General features: G+C 31.1%; 15 protein-coding genes and 1 tRNA gene. 9 read left to right on the top strand and 7 right to left on the bottom strand.

The genetic code is table 11. The annotated features are described in order from the left end of the window. The first annotated feature begins 604 nt into the window (after positions 1-604). The 7 genes from ASD98_RS23345 to ASD98_RS23790 all read left to right on the top strand — a co-directional run bounded on the left by ASD98_RS23345 (position 605) and on the right by ASD98_RS23790 (position 8,620). The gene (locus ASD98_RS23345; protein WP_056209656.1) at positions 605-1,729 is read left to right on the top strand and encodes a PD-(D/E)XK nuclease family protein; all 1,125 of its coding nucleotides are present in this window, start codon (positions 605-607) and stop codon (positions 1,727-1,729) included. 499 nt (positions 1,730-2,228) lie between these two features. Next, complete coding sequence (locus tag ASD98_RS23340) at positions 2,229-2,573, top strand: hypothetical protein (protein ID WP_056209648.1); 345 nt, start codon at positions 2,229-2,231, stop codon at positions 2,571-2,573. Between the two features lie 2 nt (positions 2,574-2,575). Next, a complete protein-coding gene (locus ASD98_RS23335; RefSeq protein ID WP_056209645.1) occupies positions 2,576-2,809 on the top strand; it encodes a hypothetical protein in 234 nt (77 codons plus the stop codon). A gap of 47 nt (positions 2,810-2,856) precedes the next feature. Then, positions 2,857-3,306, top strand: coding sequence for a hypothetical protein (locus ASD98_RS23330; RefSeq protein ID WP_056209643.1), 450 nt, complete (start codon positions 2,857-2,859; stop codon positions 3,304-3,306). A gap of 96 nt (positions 3,307-3,402) precedes the next feature. After that, a complete protein-coding gene (locus ASD98_RS23325; protein WP_056209640.1) occupies positions 3,403-6,579 on the top strand; it encodes an SIR2 family protein in 3,177 nt (1,058 codons plus the stop codon). A 323-nt stretch (positions 6,580-6,902) separates the two neighbouring features. After that, positions 6,903-7,073, top strand: coding sequence for a hypothetical protein (locus ASD98_RS24070; RefSeq protein WP_157849163.1), 171 nt, complete (start codon positions 6,903-6,905; stop codon positions 7,071-7,073). Continuing rightward, a complete protein-coding gene (locus tag ASD98_RS23790; protein ID WP_082577925.1) occupies positions 7,070-8,620 on the top strand; it encodes a recombinase family protein in 1,551 nt (516 codons plus the stop codon). Before ASD98_RS24070 ends, ASD98_RS23790 begins: the two co-directional genes overlap by 4 nt. On the opposite strand, the gene ASD98_RS23320 is transcribed toward ASD98_RS23790, so the two are convergent. Next, positions 8,586-8,659: transfer RNA gene (locus ASD98_RS23320), tRNA-Arg, on the bottom strand. The genes ASD98_RS23790 and ASD98_RS23320 overlap by 35 nt on opposite strands. A 112-nt stretch (positions 8,660-8,771) precedes the next feature. On the opposite strand from ASD98_RS23320, the gene ASD98_RS23315 reads away from it, so the two are divergent. Next, complete coding sequence (locus ASD98_RS23315) at positions 8,772-9,284, top strand: adenine phosphoribosyltransferase (RefSeq protein ID WP_056209636.1); 513 nt, start codon at positions 8,772-8,774, stop codon at positions 9,282-9,284. On the opposite strand, the gene ASD98_RS23310 is transcribed toward ASD98_RS23315, so the two are convergent. From ASD98_RS23310 to ASD98_RS23295, 3 genes are all read right to left on the bottom strand, one after another. Then, on the bottom strand, positions 9,281-9,931 hold the full coding sequence (locus ASD98_RS23310) for a response regulator transcription factor (protein WP_056209633.1): 651 nt from the start codon (positions 9,929-9,931) through the stop codon (positions 9,281-9,283). The genes ASD98_RS23315 and ASD98_RS23310 overlap by 4 nt on opposite strands. Then, on the bottom strand, positions 9,915-10,703 hold the full coding sequence (locus ASD98_RS23305; RefSeq protein WP_056209629.1) for a sensor histidine kinase: 789 nt from the start codon (positions 10,701-10,703) through the stop codon (positions 9,915-9,917). The genes ASD98_RS23310 and ASD98_RS23305 overlap by 17 nt, the downstream gene beginning before the upstream one ends. Before the next feature lie 627 nt (positions 10,704-11,330). Continuing rightward, a complete protein-coding gene (locus tag ASD98_RS23295; RefSeq protein ID WP_056209620.1) occupies positions 11,331-11,765 on the bottom strand; it encodes a hypothetical protein in 435 nt (144 codons plus the stop codon). A 308-nt stretch (positions 11,766-12,073) separates the two neighbouring features. On the opposite strand from ASD98_RS23295, the gene ASD98_RS23290 reads away from it, so the two are divergent. Continuing rightward, a complete protein-coding gene (locus tag ASD98_RS23290) occupies positions 12,074-12,448 on the top strand; it encodes a hypothetical protein (RefSeq protein ID WP_056209615.1) in 375 nt (124 codons plus the stop codon). A 262-nt stretch (positions 12,449-12,710) separates the two neighbouring features. Here ASD98_RS23290 and pheT read toward each other — a convergent pair whose 3' ends face one another. From pheT to ASD98_RS23275, 3 genes are all read right to left on the bottom strand, one after another. Continuing rightward, positions 12,711-15,131 carry a phenylalanine--tRNA ligase subunit beta gene (gene pheT, locus ASD98_RS23285; RefSeq protein WP_056209613.1) on the bottom strand — a complete coding sequence of 807 codons (2,421 nt, stop codon included), beginning with the start codon at positions 15,129-15,131 and terminating at the stop codon, positions 12,711-12,713. Positions 15,132-15,266: 135 nt separating this feature from the next. Beyond that, the gene (locus ASD98_RS23280) at positions 15,267-16,130 is read right to left on the bottom strand and encodes a bestrophin family protein (RefSeq protein ID WP_056209610.1); all 864 of its coding nucleotides are present in this window, start codon (positions 16,128-16,130) and stop codon (positions 15,267-15,269) included. Between the two features lie 27 nt (positions 16,131-16,157). After that, complete coding sequence (locus ASD98_RS23275; RefSeq protein WP_056209606.1) at positions 16,158-17,468, bottom strand: TolC family protein; 1,311 nt, start codon at positions 17,466-17,468, stop codon at positions 16,158-16,160. Between the last annotated feature and the right edge of the window lie 27 nt (positions 17,469-17,495).

The raw sequence follows: 17,495 nt of genomic DNA, 5'->3' as shown, positions 1-17,495 counted from the left end.
TATTAAAAACTTAAAGAAAATCTGACCTCACATTTTTTTTATTATAAACTCTAATTGATAAACTCTTCTAACTTTGAAAAATATTAGTTTACAGAACAGAAGAGGGAAATTATAAATTTAATATGACTTTAGAAACGAAAGAAACAGGGAGCAATTTCATCATATTAAAGATTTGCTTTTTGGGCTTAACATTGAAGTTTCTGAACTGCAAGAATTATCTTTTGGAAAACAGAATTACAGCTAACTGAAATTGACAAAGAAAAATAAAAGAAGAACTTGCTGACATAGCAATTTTTCTAATTTACATTAGCAAACATTATGACATCGATTTACTTGAGTCAATATCAAAAAAATTGACAAAATGGTATAAAATATCCTATTTAAAAAAGTAAAAACTCCAATAAGAAATACAATGAATTGTGGAAATTTTGAGAGTTTAAAAATCAAATAATTTATAGCCTCATTAAATTCGAGATCACGCTCTTAATCTTAGATAAATTTTCTACAATAATAATACGAATTTAAATAAATGCCATTTTCTATAAAAAACTTATATGTTAATTTGAAAATTAGTTACATAAATAATTGATTCAAAATTTAAAAAATGTACCAAAATCCAAATATATTTAGCTTTGCTAATAAAGAATTGTCACAAGATGCTGTAATTACCTGGTTGTTAAATTGGTCGGACTTAAAGTATAAAATGGCAAATGAATTAATGCATCAATTAGGTCTGTCTTTTTTGCAATCGCTTCTTTTTAAACAAAATATTATCCTTACTGAAATAGAAAATTTAGTTGTCAAACGACAGTTTCATAAAATTGATGTGTTCGTAAGTTTTCAAATGGAAGGTAAATTATATGGAATTATTATTGAAGATAAAGTGCATGCAGGAGTTCATAATAAGCAATTAGCGAATTACAAAAATAAGATACTTGATTTAAAACTGTGCGATATTCTGGTACCAATATATTTCAAAACAGGTTATCAAGTCAATTTTTCAATAGTAATAGAAAATCAATATCATCATTATTCAATAAAAGACTTTTTATCAGTTTTAAATCCAGTTATAGTAACTCAAATCAATAATGATATACTAACACAATATCATAGTTATTTATTAGAAAAAGAACAACATTTTGATGAAGCTCACCTTTCAGCTGAAAATTATACAATGTTACCACTGAAAGAATGGAATTGGTGGACTTGCGCAAAATTCTTCCATACTTATAAAAAACATTTTGATGCAGGATGGGGAACAGTGCCTAATAATAGAGGACCATTGCTTGCTTTCTGGTTCGGTGGAGAAAAATTTACATTAACAAAAGCGAATAATGAAACAATTAATTTGACACTGTATATGGACATAATATTCAGGGACAAAAGAGTTGAAGTTGCTTACAGATTAAGTTTAGAAGGTAATACACAGACAACGCCCGAAGTCCGAAATCAGGTGTACAATGCTTTTTGTCCTTATTTAAAGTATAAAAATGTAGAATGCAAAAGACCGAGTTTTACAAAAGCCAAAGAAACATTAAAATTAGCTCAAATTACTAATCTAGATTACAATATTCAATATCAGGATTTTGTAAAAAAATTAGAAGAATATCAAAAGATCATAAAACGATTTGCAGCAAATTTTAATCAAGAACTAAGTCCAACTCTCCCAGCTAGTGACTCGCTCGTGAATACTGTTGTGTCTCGTCCTGAAAAAAGTTTACATATTTAGATTTAATGCTAAAATAGATTTACATTTTAAATTTAGTCCTAAAATAGGTTTACAATAATAGGATTTTTTACATAATAATTTTTCCATAGTTTTTCTGTTTTTTTTAAAATAGGTATTTATCAAGCAGAACTTTCAATAAACTCTATCAACTTTATTCTTTATTATTTTTTAAAAAGGTTAAAAACAGGTATTTATACTGGAATCTTTTATCTATCAAAAGAATTAATTTGCTAACCAAAAGATGCTGTTACGGAAATACGTAAAATATAGCAAATGTAGTTTTGTATATTTGGAATTAAATCTTGATTAATCCACAACGCTTTTTAAGAGAGATGAGCTCAATCATTTTATAATAGCAATAGAATATTTACCTATAATTTTAACGAAGAGCAACAAAATAAAGATAAATGAAAACAGGAAAATCAACAATAAAAAACAATTTTTGACGGGATTCAAATTATAGAAAAGCAGGAAAAATTACTGGAGATTTGCTACAAATATGAACATAAAAACAAATAAAAATATGGCCTACGTAATGTATGGAGACGAATACGATCCAGGATTTAGATATGAAGGATTAGCACGATATGCATTTAATTGCAATTCATATGGTGGTCCAAATAATATTGCTCACCAATCGGTTTATAATTCGTTATTCATTCCTGAAACAAATAAAGAGGGTAAACTTGTTCTTGTACAAATTATAGACGCTGTAATAGAAAAGACGGAAGAGAAACAAAAAATTGAGGAATTAATTGAAATAAAAAAGTCTATAACTGAAGGGATGGTTCAAAGAACGGCTATTGATTTAATAGATTATATTATTAAAATAATACAAGAATAATTATGAAGGTCGAAATTTGCACAGTGGATATTAGTAAACATGGGTTAGATGATCAATATACATTTTATGATGATGAATCAGTTATTCACATTTATGACCGGAATAATTATAGACTTGATATTAAAGAAGAGATAACTATTGAAGATATTTCTGATATAAGAAAAGAAAGAATTCTAGAAGCGTGTAAACCGGAATATCTGCTACAGATTAAAGCATTATTTGATAAAAGTAAATAAATCAAAAGGTAAAGTTTGATTGCCTACTATCTTTAAAATACAGAATGATGAGAAATTCAGATAATAATTACAATACAAACTTGGCATCTGAATATTTTGTTATGAGCTTGATGTGCCGTGCTGGAAAAGAAGCATATTTATCTTTAGGAAATAAAAAAGGAGTTGATGTTATAGTAAAGACTTCAAAAGGATCAATGTGTATTGTTGAAGTAAAAGGTGTTAATAAAAGAAATGATTGGCTAATTAATAATTTAGGTAAATTTGAAGTTGCGCCAAATCTTATTTATGCTTTAGTTTGCTATCATGGAAAAATTGAAGATTTGACGTTAACACCTGATTTTTGGATTATTCCTTCTTTGAAATTGGCAGAAGTAAGTGAACATAAAATTTCTAAAAATGAAAAGACTGTTTACGTTTCAAATAAGTATATAAGAGATAATTATGATGAGTATAAGAATTCGCTAAAACATCTTGAAAATTATCTCAGTTCTTTCTAAGTAATTATTACTAATAGTATGGATAATATCAAACAATCTAAGCATTTATAAAAGATGGTAATCCTAATTATTTTAAAATAAACTTATTTTTAAGTTATGATAAAAAAAACAATTGAAGATAATGAAAGTCTTTTTCTAAGTTATGACGCATTTTTAAGATCATTTAAGCGAAATATTGATACACCTCATTCATTTTTGTTAGGTGCAGGAGCGTCAATTACATCAGGTATTCAGTCTGCATATGATTGTATTTGGGAATGGAAAAAAGATATATATTTATCAAAACATTTAAATGCTTCAGAATTTTATAAGAGTCATAAGAATGAATCTGTGCGAAGTAGTATTCAAAAATGGTTAGATAACGAAGGTGTCTATCCAGCTTTGGATTCTTCTGAAGAATATAGTTTTTATGCGCAAATGGCTTATCCGATAGCTGATGATCGAAGAAAATATTTTCACAGTCTATTTGAGAATAAGGAACCTTATATAGGTTATAAGGCATTATGTTTACTTGCTAAGAATGACATAATTAAATCAGTTTGGACAACAAATTTTGATGGACTTACAGTTAGAACAGCTTTCCAAAGTAATTTAACTCCAATTGAGATTACTTTAGATAATGCTGATAGACTGTTTCGCAATCAAAGTAAAAGGGAGCTTCTTTCAATCTCTCTCCATGGTGATTATAAATACAGCACACTTAAAAATACAGAGAAAGAATTGGATTCTCAAGATGGTACTTTTTCTGAGCACCTCGGAAATTATCATGTTGATAAAAATTTAATTGTAATTGGATATAGTGGTAGGGATAAATCTTTAATGAAATCTTTAAATGATGCATTTACTAAACGAGGAACGGGAAGGCTTTACTGGTGTGGTTATGGCGATAAGATTAATACAGAGGTTGAGGAACTGATAAGGAATGTAAGAACCGCCGGACGAGAGGCATTTTATATATCAACTGATGGATTTGATAAAACTCTCATAGATTTATCAAAGTCTGCATTAGAAGATAATTCAATGTCATTAGAATCACTTAATTCTATTTTAAAATTGGCTAATAATGAGGAATTATCTAAAATTGAATTTAGCCAATCTATAACCAGAACCGATAAATATCTAAAAAGTAATTTACATGCTATTGTGTTTCCAAAAGAAATATTTCAATTTGAAGTGGAATTCGGAGATAATAAACCTTGGTCATTTTTAAAGGATAAAACTAATAATACTGACATTTGTGCAATACCTTTTAAAAGAAAAGTTTATGCGCTAGGTACATTATCGGGTATATCAAGTGTTTTTAAAAATGTTTTAAAAAGTGAAATTAGAAGAGTCCCTATTTCAAAGTTCGATATAGATAATGTTAGTTCATTTAGGTCTTTAATGATTCAAACTGTAATTAAACATTTTTTAAGTTATGGAATATTTGATTCAAATTTAAAAGATAAGCTTTGGCTTAGAAATAGTGATAATTCATTTGGGGATAAAAAAATACATAAGGCAATTTACTTGTCGTTTTATTTTGATAAAAGTTCTAAATTTGGTTACATATCTTTTAGCCCTTCAATACATATAACAAGTGACAATGAAATTTCAAAGGAGGTAAAACAACGAATAAGTAAAGAAATTTTAGAGAAATTACGTAACGATAAATTTGATGAAATTTTAGAATATTGGAATACAATTTTGTTTAATTATAAAAACCTAAAATTCGAATATCCATTAAACTCAGGAACTGGTTTTGAATTTCAAATTTCTAGAAATACTGCTTTTGCTGAAATAATGGTTTTAGACCCTAATTATAGAGTTTATAAACCTTCTGATTATAATAATAAATTAACTCAATTTAGAGGTGTTCAGTATTTGGAGCCTCAATTAATATTTCAAAACAGTTTGTCAAATTCTCATACGAAAGATTATCATCCTATGCGTGCTTTGACAAATAATAGACCGTATGATAATAACTTGAATGGAATTATTTATTCTAATGAGGTTAATCTGGCTGTCATTTGTGGTGAAAATTATTCAAAGAATTTGTACGATTTTTTAAATCAACTAAATCTAAAACATCCTACGGATAATATAAATCCAGATTTTTTGATTGAATATCCTGGTTTTGCTTCGGCATATAATCTCCCAATAAATATTCCCTATTATGAAGATGCCGATAAATGGATAAATATTGATTTAGAGAAATCTAATAAGAGTGATAGTGAAAATGCAATCATTGTGGCGAGACTAATAACCTCAAAAATTGAACAAATTATTAATATTCAGAGTCAACATACAATTGTAATTTTCATACCAAAGGAATGGCAGGCATTTGAAAGTTTTCAAGAAAACGGAGAGGATTTTGATTTGCATGATTATATAAAAGCTTTTTCAGCTTCTAAAGGTGTTTCTACCCAGTTAATTAGAGAAGAAACTTTAAGTGATAGATTAAAGTGTCAAGTATATTGGTGGTTATCATTATCTTTTTATGTAAAGTCATTAAGAACACCTTGGGTTTTAAATAATCAAGAAAAGAATACGGCATATGCAGGAATCGGTTATAGTATTAAAAAGAATTCAAATGATACTGAAGTTGTAATCGGTTGTAGTCATATTTACGACTCCAATGGTCAAGGATTAAAATACAAATTATCAAAAGTTGATAATTATATTTTAGATAAACAGTCAAATCCGTTTATGTCTTATAATGATGCATTTCAATTTGGAGTTTCAATTAGAGAACTTTTCTATAATTCATTAGATCGATTGCCTGAAAGAGTTGTAATACATAAAAGGACAAAATTCACAAATGATGAGATTAAGGGGATTACTGCTAGTCTAAATATGGCAGGTATAACAAAAATTGATTTAATAGAAATTAACTACGAAACTGAGGCTCGTTTTTTATCAATGAATGTGTTTAATGGTTTACTAGGTATAGATAAATTTCCAATATCGCGAGGAACGTGTATAATTACAAATAAATATGAAGCCCTATTATGGACTCATGGAATTGTACCTTCTGTCAAAAATCCAATTCATAAGTATTACTTAGGAGGAAGGAGTATTCCGGCACCTATCAAAATTACAAGACATTACGGAGAATCAGATTTGAACACGATTGCAATTGAGATTTTAGGACTAACAAAAATGAATTGGAATTCGTTTGATTTATATTCCAAATTGCCAGCGACTATTAATTCGTCGAATCAGATTGCTCGTATTGGAAAATTACTTGCAAGATTTGAAGGTAAAACATATGATTATAGGCTATTTATTTAGAATCTTAGAATATTTGCTATAGATCAAATTAGCAAAGAATGTTGTCGCTTACTCATCACAATTTCGCCTTACAATATTTTTGGCAATGACCTTAATTTTTTATTTTGTCACTTGGTAAACTATCTCTTAATAACTTCAAAACAAAGTACTTTGTCGTAGTTATATCGACCTAAATTTGGTTATTATTTTTTCGATATCTTTCCTAGCATTGATCAAAGATTCGCGGAAATAGACTTCCTTACAAAGACAAGTACTGCTGATACTTATATTTGAAGCATTTCTGCATTTAAATTACATTTTTATCAATTTTAAAAAGTGTGATTATGGAGAAAGATATTGACTACAGTAATTCAAAGTTGACCCCAGATAAAGCTTTGCAAATGCTTCGATCTGAGGGATTAGATTTAACTATTGAACAAGCAGAGGAAATCTTGTATTTCTTAAGAATAATTGCTAATATCGTTGTGTTGAAACATTTAAATGAAACAAAATGAGCAAGATAGCCGATTTATATATTCGTGTGAGTACCGACGAGCAAGCTGAAAAGGGCTTCTCCCAACGTAATCAGGAGGAAATGCTGAGAAAATATTGCAGTATAAACCAAATACAGATACGTAATGTAATTTATGAAGATCATTCAGCAAAGACTTTTAACAGGCCGCAATGGAAAAAATTTCTAACTGAAGTAAAAAAAAATAAAAATAAAATTAGTTTGGTTCTTTTTATGAAGTGGGACAGGTTCAGCCGTAATGCAGGTGATGCTTACCAAATGATTAATCTGTTAAGGAAACTGGGGGTGGAGCCGCAGGCTATAGAGCAGCCACTTGACCTTAGCGTTCCGGAAAACAAGATGATGCTTGCATTTTATCTGGCGGCACCTGAAGTTGAGAACGACCGGAGGGCACTAAATACATTCCAAGGTCTTAGACGTGGTAAGAAAGAAGGCAGGCATATGGGCATGGCTCCCTATGGATACGCAAATAAAATAACGGAAGATGGGAAAAAATATATTGCCATTGTACCGGATAAAGCTGTAAAAGTTATTTGGATCTTTGAACAGATTGCTAAAAATATTTTTAGTACTGAATCTATTTATCAAATGGCTAAAGAAAAAGGCTTTGCTATCTCTAAGAATAACTTATGGCTTATCATAAGAAATCCACTTTATTGTGGAAAGATTGTTGTTCCTAAGTACAGAGATGAAGAGGAGAAATGGGTCAATGGACAGCATGAGCCAATTATCAGTGAGGGATTGTTTTATCGTGTACAGGATGTTCTTGACAGTAAAGCACGGACATATAGGCCGAAAATTAAGACTATTGAGAATTTTCCTTTGAGAGGTTTTTTTCTTTGTCCAAAGTGCGGTCAGAAGTTAACAGGAAGTAAATGTAAAGGAAGAAATAAATATTACTATTATTATCACTGTGATAAAGTTTGTAAATGGAGAGTGAATTCCGAAATAGCTAACAAGATTTTTAAAGACCATTTAAATAAATTTAAACCTTTAGAAGAAGTTAAGAAATTATATACTGCAGTTTTGCTTGAAGGTTACAGAGAACATACTGGAGTAATAGCTGGCGAAAAAAAGAAGTCCCTTGAGCAGATTGCAGTTTATGAAAAGAAATTATCAGTAGCCAGAAATTTATTAGTTACCGAGAAAATCGATGCTGAAGATTACAATCTTATGAAAATCGAGTACAATGCAATTATTAGTAAATTGGAAAAAGACATTGGAAATGTGGAAGACGATAGAGCCAGTATAGAGCACTTAACGGCGACTGGATTGGAAAATCTTTTAAAGCTAGGTGAAGCCTTTGATGGTGGGACTTTAGCTGATTCTAGAGAAGTAATTGGTTTAATTTTTCCCGAAAATTTCACATTTCAAGAAAATAAAATCCGCACCACCCGAATCAATGAAATGGTCAACTGTATCTATTTGGTAAACAATAGATTACGGGCAAAAAAAAACGGGACAAAAGATGATTTTTTTCTTTTGTCCCGAGTAGTGACCTCGACTGGATTCAAACCAGTAACCTTCTGAGCCGTAATCAGATGCGCTATTCAGTTGCGCCACGAGGCCTTTTTGTTTCATTGAGCTAATTTTTGTAGCTTTGTTGAACGCTGTTTGCGGGTGCAAATATAGAGATAAATGTGAGATAAACAAGCAAAAAAATACAGAAAAATAAAAAAAAATGAAGATTGAAAATTATATACGTGATATTCAGGACTTTCCTAAAGAAGGAATTTTATTTAAAGATATCACTCCGCTGTTAAATGACGTTGAAGCAAGGCAGGAATGCTTATCTCTTTTGGTAAATTCTCTTAACGGACAGAAAATTGATAAGGTAGTAGGTGCAGAAAGTCGTGGTTTTTTCTTCGGAATGTTATTGGCACAAGAACTAAACGCAGGATTTATTCCGGTAAGGAAACCTAAAAAACTGCCTTATGAAACTATTTCAGCTTCATATGAATTAGAATATGGTACAGACAGTCTTGAAATGCATACTGACGCAATTCAAAAAGGAGACCGAATATTAATTCACGACGATGTTCTGGCAACTGGCGGAACTGCAAAAGCGGTTTGCGAATTGGTACAAAAATTAGGCGGCGAAATCGTTCAATGCAATTTTTTAATGGAACTGACTTTCCTTAACGGAAGGGAAAAAATAAAAGAGTTTCCAATTTTTGCAGCGCTGTCTTACTAAACAAACACAATTTTATGTTTAACAGCGTACAAAACTAAACCTATTCTCGTTTTTATCTCTAATTTATCAAACAAACATTCCCTGTAGCCGTCAATAGTTTTGGGACTTAAACACATTTCTGAGGCAATTTCTTTATATGTCATTTCAGTACAGGCATGTTTTATAAATACCAGTTCTTTTTCTTTTAAACTGATTTTTTTATTGTCGCTGTTGACTTTATTGACTAGCATTCCCGAAACCAATTCGGTAAAATAAAAGCCTTTTTCAATAACACATTCAATAGCTTCCTTAAAAATTTCGGGTGATGTATCTTTCAATAAATAACCTTTTGCACCGTTTGTAATCATTTTTATAATGATTTCCTCATCGTCGTTTACAGAAAGTGCAATTACTTTTAAATTAGGTCTGTTTTCCTTAATCCATTTCATGGTGCTTAGACCATCTAAAACGGGCATATTAACATCTAATAATACCAGATCGATATTAGTATCCGGATTTTCCTGTAGGTAAGAAATAAACACCTTTCCGTTTTCAAATCGTTCAATAACATCGTAGTCTCCAAAACTTTTTATCAAAAGTTCTAATGACTGGGAAAAAAGCTGATGATCGTCGACAATAATAATTTTACTTTTAGTATTCGGTTTCATTGGTTGTGGTTAAAGGGTATTCTAAAGTTACGGTTGTTCCTGATGAATCTGATTCCATGATCAATTGAGCTCCAATAAGTTTAGCCCGCAGTTTCATGTTAGTTAATCCTTGTCCGGAATTTGCTTTAAGAGGATCATAGCCAATTCCGAAATCCTTTAATTTTAATTGGAAAAGGTTTTCAGTTGTTACAATATTTACTTCGTATAAATCGCTGTGAGAATGTTTTAAACTATTGTGTAAAGCTTCCTGAAAGATTCGGTAAATGAACAAATCATGTTCTTCGCTTATCTTCGGAATTTCTCCAACTAAATTATAACGGTACTGAATTTTTCTAAGTTTTTTTATACGTATTAAATCCTGTTTTATAGCTTCAATAAAATTGCTTTGCAGTAAATTATCTTTGCTGATAATACGGGATAAAATTCTGAGTTCGTCTAATGCTTTTGCTAAAACATTTTTAAGATCTTTTAATTCTTCAACCTGAATACTTTTACTGCTTATTGACATATTGAGCTGCATAATTCCAACCGATATAATCTGGCCAATATTATCATGAAGTTCTTTACTGATTTCAGAGAGCGTCTGATCTTTAATTTCGATGCGGGTTTTTACCAATTCAGATTGAAAATACATCTCAGATTCCATTTTTTCGACGAGATAGCTGTTCTTTTTCTTTAAAAAATAAAAGAAAAGTACAAGTACAACGGCCAGTAAAGTAAAAAAAACAATACCTAATGAAATTACTAATAATTGTATTTCTTTTCGCTCCATAAAAATCCTATAATGTAGCAGCTATGTGCTAAAAAATTCAAGATAAACAATACGAGACTAAATACTGATTCATCTTGTTTGATAAGAAACCAATTAATAGCCAGCATAAAAGGCGTAAAAGGAACATGAAAAACCAGTATTCCTAAAATGTACCAGAAAAAAACAGATCGTTTGAAATTTAAAATTTTGTCTGAATTAAAAATCTCCACCAAATATAAGCAGGATAATATTAATACTAACATTACACCTATAGCAAAACTGTATGTAAAGGAACGATTTGTATCCTCTTTAAAATAAATAATGTTTAAAAAAAATGAAACAATAAACAGAATTAAAAAGTAAACTGCCGTCATCCTGTAATTTATCTTCGACAAAAGACTGCGCAGCAGTAGTATATAGGCAGAAAAGCTGACAAACATATAGAAATTATAGACATAATAATTTAATAAGCCTGTCAAATAGGTAAAATAATATCCCACTAATTCTATTAGTGCAGAAAAAAAGATTAAAATTACTAAAAATTTAGCTTTATTACCAGGTAATTTATGCATTGAAATTAATCCGATGCCTCCTGATAATAAAGCTAAATAAATGATATACGATCTTAAAAATTCAAACATAGTTTTATTAATAGATTAAGCTTGGCGGTCTTCCGATATTACCGTAATTCATAGGTTCAAGACTTTGAATATCAGCTGGAGCTGATTCTTGCACCATTGCAAAACTTTGAATCTTTGCGGTATTATCTTCAACTTTTTTTCCTGTCGGAACCAAGAATAGGGTTGTTAATCCGGCTTTTTCACCGTGTTGTTCATCATCTGGATATACACCAAAATAAAAACGTATTCCATCTACGTTATATCCGTCTTTTGCGCCATTGGTTTTAATATAGTGAATATAACTTTCTAAAGCTTCTAATGAATACCAAACAGCATTTGCATCTTCTTTTTTAGCACGTTTACCGGTTAAGGATGCCGCTTTTTTAGTGTTGTAGTTAACATTTAATTGCTTTGCAAATTCTTTAGTTATTAACTGATTTGGTTTTGCGGGTGGATTTTTCATTGTTATTTTTAATTTAATTGGTTAATGGTTTAGTTTACAGTTTTTTTAATTGTAGACGACAAAATTATTTGATGCCTAAAAACAATACAAGGGGAAAAATACCCTTTTTTCTTCAGGTAAAATTATCTAAAAAAACGGGTTAAAATACTGCACAATACTATTTTGTAATTAAATAATTTTACGATGTCAATTTTTTAGAGCGAAAAGGGATGCCAAAAGCACGTAAACAGCAGTAAAGAAAATTCTTTCAGCAGAAGAAGTCAGAGTGAAAATTTATAACTAACAATCAATAATTAACAATTTAGATTATGAGTTATTTAGTCAATCAAATGGTAAACACTTTATCTAATAAAGTGCTCCGTCTGGAAAGAGCAAACAGCGACAGAGATTATTCTGGCGGAGGCTGGTATGAAGAAATAAAGTACGCTATTTATTTGTATTCAGATTTTAGTGCAGTTTATTTAAAAGAATCTTTTAGAAGTGTTTCTGGCGGAGGTTTGTATGCACCAAGTGAATCTTCTCAAAAAGAGACCGGGAGATGGAATGTAAGTGAAGAATACGGAAGAATTTATCTTGAAATTATTTTTGATGATAATTCACGTCAAAAATTAGAAACTGAAAATCTGGGAACAGGAATTCAGAAACTTGGAGACCAAATTTGGAATAGATATTTAATTAGTTAGTAAGTTTTTTTTATTTTTTGGTGTTTAAGGTTTCAGGCTTGGCAGCTTGTTAATTAACCTCAAAGTCCGCAAAGGATTACGTAAAGAAAGAAATTTTTTGAAGATGTGGGTCACAAAAACTTTCAAAAGCTTTGTGAAATTCTTTGCGAATTTTATGGTAAAATGATACTCAGGCAGCCACCTGAAACCTGAAACTTGAAACAAAATAAAAAACCCGACAGGTTTATACTTGTCGGGTTTTGTTGTTTAATAACTTTAAGATTTATCTTAAGCTTGCACCAAGTTCAGTTTCAAAAGTCTGTTGTAGTTTAGACATGATTTTATCAATCTGAGCATCAGTAAGCGTTTTTGTATTATCCTGAATTGTAAAGCTCAATGCATACGATTTTTTACCTGCCGGAAGTTTGTCTCCCTGATACACATCAAATAGATTAATGTCTTTTAAAAGTGCTTTTTCCGTTTGTCTTGCCAAATTAAAAACACTTTCGTAAGTAGTTTTTTCATCGATTAACAAAGCTAAATCTCTGCGAACTTCCGGGTATTTAGGAATTTCGGTATATTTAATTTTTCCTGTAATGATTTTTAAAATCAAATCCCAGTTGAAATCTGCATAATAAACATCTTGCTTAATTCCGAAATGTTTTAAAATCGATTTTTTAACCACTCCCATTTCAACTAATGTATCGTTGTTGTAGCAAATAGATGTTCCTTCTGAGAAAACATCAGACTGTACCGGAGCATTCGAAATTTTTTCAATTCCCAAACGAGCAAGAATAGCTTTTACATACCCTTTCAACAAGAAGAAATCAGTTCCTTTTTGCGGCGCTGTCCAGCTTTCTTTATTTCTGTTTCCTGAAATAGACAAAGTTAAATGTTTGTGCTCTTCGTAACCGTTTAAGTATTTGTGATAGGATTTTCCGAATTCAAATAATTTTAGATCAGAATTTCTTCGGTTAATATTATAGGAAATCGCTTCAAGAGCAGAAAACAACAACGATTGACGCATTGTTGCTAAATCACTGCTTAAGGGATTCAGCATTGTTACATTATGCTCTTCTTTTAAAACAGTCGATAATTTTGCATATGCAGCTGTTGTTAAAGAGTTTGCCATCATTTCATGAAAACCTTGTGAGTTCAATTGAGAAGCGATAACATTTTGTACTTTATAATCTTCTGTTCTTGGAGAATTAGCTACCGTTGCGTTGAATTTTTTAGAAAACTCAATATTATTGTAACCATAAACTCTTAGAATTTCTTCGATAACATCAATTTCTCTTTGTACGTCTACACGATATGCCGGAATAGTTAAACCTAAACCGGTATCAGAAACGCTGTTTACTTTAATATCTAAAGAAACCAGGATTTTTTTGATGGTATCTTTTGGAATTTCCTGTCCGATGATTTTAGAAACGTGGCTGAAATTCAATAAAACCGAAAAATCTTCTACTTTTTTAGGATAAACTTCAACAACATCTGATGTGATTTTTCCACCTGCAACTTCCTGAATTAAGATAGCAGCACGTTTTAAAGCATATTCTGTAATAGTTGGGTCAATTCCTCTTTCAAATCTAAAAGAAGCATCGGTATTCAATTGATGTCTTTTGGCAGTCTTACGAACGCTTACAGCATCAAAATAAGCACTTTCTAAGAAAATAGAAGTTGTTCCGTCTGTAACGCCGGATTTTTTTCCTCCAAAAACACCTGCGATGCAAAGCGGGCCTTTTTCGTCACAAATCATTAAATCCTCAGCATGTAATGTTCTTTCAACATCATCAAGAGTCGTAAATTTTGTTCCTTCAGGCAATGTTTTTACAATTACTTTTCCGGTAATTTTTGCAGCATCAAAAGCGTGAAGCGGCTGTCCTAATTCATGTAAAACATAATTAGTAACATCGACAATATTATTTTTTGGAGTTAAACCAATTGCTTTTAAACGATCCTGAAGCCATTTTGGTGATTCATGAACCGTAATTCCAGAAATAGTTACACCGCAATATCTTGGTGCTAAAGCTGGTTCTTCAACATTAACATCAATTTTAAGTGTACGCATATCAACTCTAAAATTGCTTACAGAAGGTGTAATCAGTTCTACATTTACACCTCTTTGAAGCATTCCGGCTCTTAAATCGCGTGCAGTTCCATAGTGGCTCATCGCATCGGCACGATTTGGCGTTAAACCAATTTCGAAAACTTCATCATCTGCAATTTGAAAAACTTCAGAAGCTTTAGTTCCCGGAACCAGATTTTCATCCAAAACCATAATTCCGTCGTGACCAGTACCAAGACCTAATTCATCTTCGGCACAAATCATTCCGTGGCTTTCCTGTCCGCGAATTTTACCTTTTTTAATAGTAAATTCAACGCCTTCTTTATCATATAAAACAGTTCCAATTGTCGCAACAGGAACTTTTTGTCCGGCAGCAACATTCGCGGCACCGCATACAATTTGTACAGGAGCTTCTAAACCAATATTTACAGTTGTAACATTTAATCTGTCTGCATCAGGGTGTTTTTCGCAGGTAAGTACATGTCCTACAACAACGCCTTCTAATCCGCCTTTAATTGACTGGTATTTTTCAACAACTTCAACTTCAAGACCCAAATCTGTCAATAATTCAGATGTTTGCTCAGATGTCCAATCCGTTTTAATGAATTGTTTTAACCAGTTATAAGATATTTTCATGTTAGTTTTATTCTTTTATCAGGATACAAATATAAGGATTGAGAATTGTAGTAAGAAAGAATTTATTTGGTTTTTCTGCCTTAAAACGTTTAGTAAGCTCAAAATTATACGTTATTCTTTTGAGTTTTAGTTTGTTTAAATCAATTCTTCAATGTGTTTTTTGATGTTTTCGGAAATCTTTTTTGTTGGAAGATCATTTTCGTCGTCTCCAAACGGATCTTCAATTTCCTCTGCAATAAGTTCTAAACTCGCTAAAACATAAAATATAAAAACAACAACGGGTGCTACAAAATATCCCAAACTAATAGAATATCCAAACGGAAGCGTCATAGTATAGAAGAAGATAAATTTCTTGATAAAGGCACTGTAAGAGTAGGGAATAGGTGTGTTTTTTATGCGTTCACAGGCTCCACAGATATCTGTAAAAGATTGCAGTTCGTCATTTAAAATGATTAATTGATCACCAGTAATTTTTTTTGCATCATATAAATCATTGATTTTATGATACATGATTTTTTTCAGCTGATTTGGCTTGTGTTTATGGTGGTCTATTTCTAAATCAACATCTTCAAAAAGCTGTTTACTGGTGTCAGCATCTTTTAAATGTTTGTGAAGAATATCAGCATATAATGGGATGAATTTTCTAAAGAAACTCCTGTCGTTTTCGTCTTTTAAAATAGCCGAAAGTTTTATAGCAAGATTACGGCTGCTGTTTACAAGGCCTCCCCAAAGTTTACGTCCTTCCCACCAACGGTCATAAGCGGTGTTTGTTCTAAAAACCAGCAATAACGAAATTACAAAACCAAGCATTCCATGCATAATAGGAATGTTGTGTATGTAATCGTTTTTACCAACTTTAAAGTATTCAACTTCCAGATACCCAACGGTTGCGGAATAAACACCTATAGCAGCCATTATTGGTAATAGTTTTCTAACGGTATCTGATTTATGAAAATGGAATATAAATGTAAACCAGTCTTTGGTATTATAAGAGATCATCTAAGTTTGTTTTAAAACAAAATTAGTTTAAAAATTAATATTTCCTGCTAATTCTTTTAAGGCAATTTCAGATAATTTTGCTTCGTATTGTGCGTTGCTGTAGCGAACTTTTGCATTTACATAATTCAGCTGAGCGGTTCTAAAATCAATGGTTGTGATAGTTCCAATTCTGAATTTATCTAAAGTAATTTCTAAATTTTGTCTGGCAATCGCTTCGTTATTTTCTTCTAAATCAATCAATTCTAAATTGGTTAAATAGGTTTGAAAAGCAGTGCTTAATTGTGTATTCAAAATCATATTTTGCTGATCAATAGCGATTTGAGAATTTTCAATTTGAAGCTTGGCTACTTTTTCATTTCGATGCTGGTTAAATCCGTCAAAAATATTCATAGAAGCATTAAAACCATATGTAAAACCTCTTGAAGAGTTTTCGCTTGTAAATCCTAAACTTGACTGGCTTTCGGCAAAATTATAACCAGAAGTTAAATTTACAGTTGGGTATCGGCTTGCTTTTACTTGCTTCAGCTGTAATTCTGCAATACGTTTATTGATGATTTGTGATTCCAATGCCGGATTTTGTTTTTGTGCTAAATTCATTAAATCGGCTAAAACCAGTTTGTTATCAACAGTAACTAAATCAGTTACTTTGAAATTAATTTTAGGATCACGGGCTAAATATTGGTTCAATAATATTTTAGCATTGGCATACGATTCTTTTTGTCTCAATAAAGTAACCTGATCTGTATTTAAATCGACCTGTGCATTTAAAACTTCTAATTTTGAAGCTTTACCAATGGTGAAACGGTTTTGTGCCAGTTCTACTCTTTGTTTTGAAATTACGATTGTAGTATCTAAAGCGGCCAATTGATGCTGTTGCTGTACCAAATCATAATAAGCAGCATTTACCTGACCAATTTTTACGAGAATTGTTCTTTTTAATTCGGCGTCGCCTAGTTTTTGAAGTTCTTTTAACTGATCATACCTGGCAAACATTCTCATTCCGTCAAAAACTGTCCAGCCCAAACTTACACCGTACGTTAAATTGTTGTTTTTTGCATTGTTTAATGTAGTTGATGTTCCGTCCTGACGAACCTGAGTTGAGTTTGTAACACTGTTGTTGTCTACAATATTAGCTGTTGCTGTTGGCAGAATACCAGCATTTCCTACGGTAACATTTGTTTCGCTTATTGTCGAATTATTTTTGGCAATTTTAATTTCAAAATTATTCTCTAAAGCGATTCTCATTGCTTCTTCAATAGTCAAAACTTCCTGTGCATTTGTTTTAATAATGCAGAAGAACAGAACTATTAAAGTGCAGTATATATTTTTAATATTCATGTTATTTTTCTTTTGCCTCGAATTCAC

It is taken from the genome of Flavobacterium sp. Root186 (assembly GCF_001428525.1).
In the GTDB taxonomy this organism is placed as follows: Bacteria; Bacteroidota; Bacteroidia; order Flavobacteriales; family Flavobacteriaceae; genus Flavobacterium.
Note: the sequence above shows the minus strand (reverse complement) of the source record. Positions and strands in the feature narration are given on the sequence as shown.

Coding starts and splice junctions, on each gene's coding strand:
- ASD98_RS23275 (WP_056209606.1), bottom strand. CDS start 17,468: ATGAATATTAAAAATATATACTGCACTTTAATAGTTCTGTTCTTCTGC.
- ASD98_RS23310 (WP_056209633.1), bottom strand. CDS start 9,931: ATGAAACCGAATACTAAAAGTAAAATTATTATTGTCGACGATCATCAG.
- ASD98_RS23790 (WP_082577925.1), top strand. CDS start 7,070: ATGAGCAAGATAGCCGATTTATATATTCGTGTGAGTACCGACGAGCAA.
- ASD98_RS23340 (WP_056209648.1), top strand. CDS start 2,229: ATGAACATAAAAACAAATAAAAATATGGCCTACGTAATGTATGGAGAC.
- ASD98_RS23325 (WP_056209640.1), top strand. CDS start 3,403: ATGATAAAAAAAACAATTGAAGATAATGAAAGTCTTTTTCTAAGTTAT.
- ASD98_RS23305 (WP_056209629.1), bottom strand. CDS start 10,703: ATGGAGCGAAAAGAAATACAATTATTAGTAATTTCATTAGGTATTGTT.
- ASD98_RS23330 (WP_056209643.1), top strand. CDS start 2,857: ATGAGAAATTCAGATAATAATTACAATACAAACTTGGCATCTGAATAT.
- pheT (WP_056209613.1), bottom strand. CDS start 15,131: ATGAAAATATCTTATAACTGGTTAAAACAATTCATTAAAACGGATTGG.
- ASD98_RS23295 (WP_056209620.1), bottom strand. CDS start 11,765: ATGAAAAATCCACCCGCAAAACCAAATCAGTTAATAACTAAAGAATTT.
- ASD98_RS23345 (WP_056209656.1), top strand. CDS start 605: ATGTACCAAAATCCAAATATATTTAGCTTTGCTAATAAAGAATTGTCA.
- ASD98_RS24070 (WP_157849163.1), top strand. CDS start 6,903: ATGGAGAAAGATATTGACTACAGTAATTCAAAGTTGACCCCAGATAAA.
- ASD98_RS23290 (WP_056209615.1), top strand. CDS start 12,074: ATGAGTTATTTAGTCAATCAAATGGTAAACACTTTATCTAATAAAGTG.
- ASD98_RS23315 (WP_056209636.1), top strand. CDS start 8,772: ATGAAGATTGAAAATTATATACGTGATATTCAGGACTTTCCTAAAGAA.
- ASD98_RS23280 (WP_056209610.1), bottom strand. CDS start 16,130: ATGATCTCTTATAATACCAAAGACTGGTTTACATTTATATTCCATTTT.
- ASD98_RS23335 (WP_056209645.1), top strand. CDS start 2,576: ATGAAGGTCGAAATTTGCACAGTGGATATTAGTAAACATGGGTTAGAT.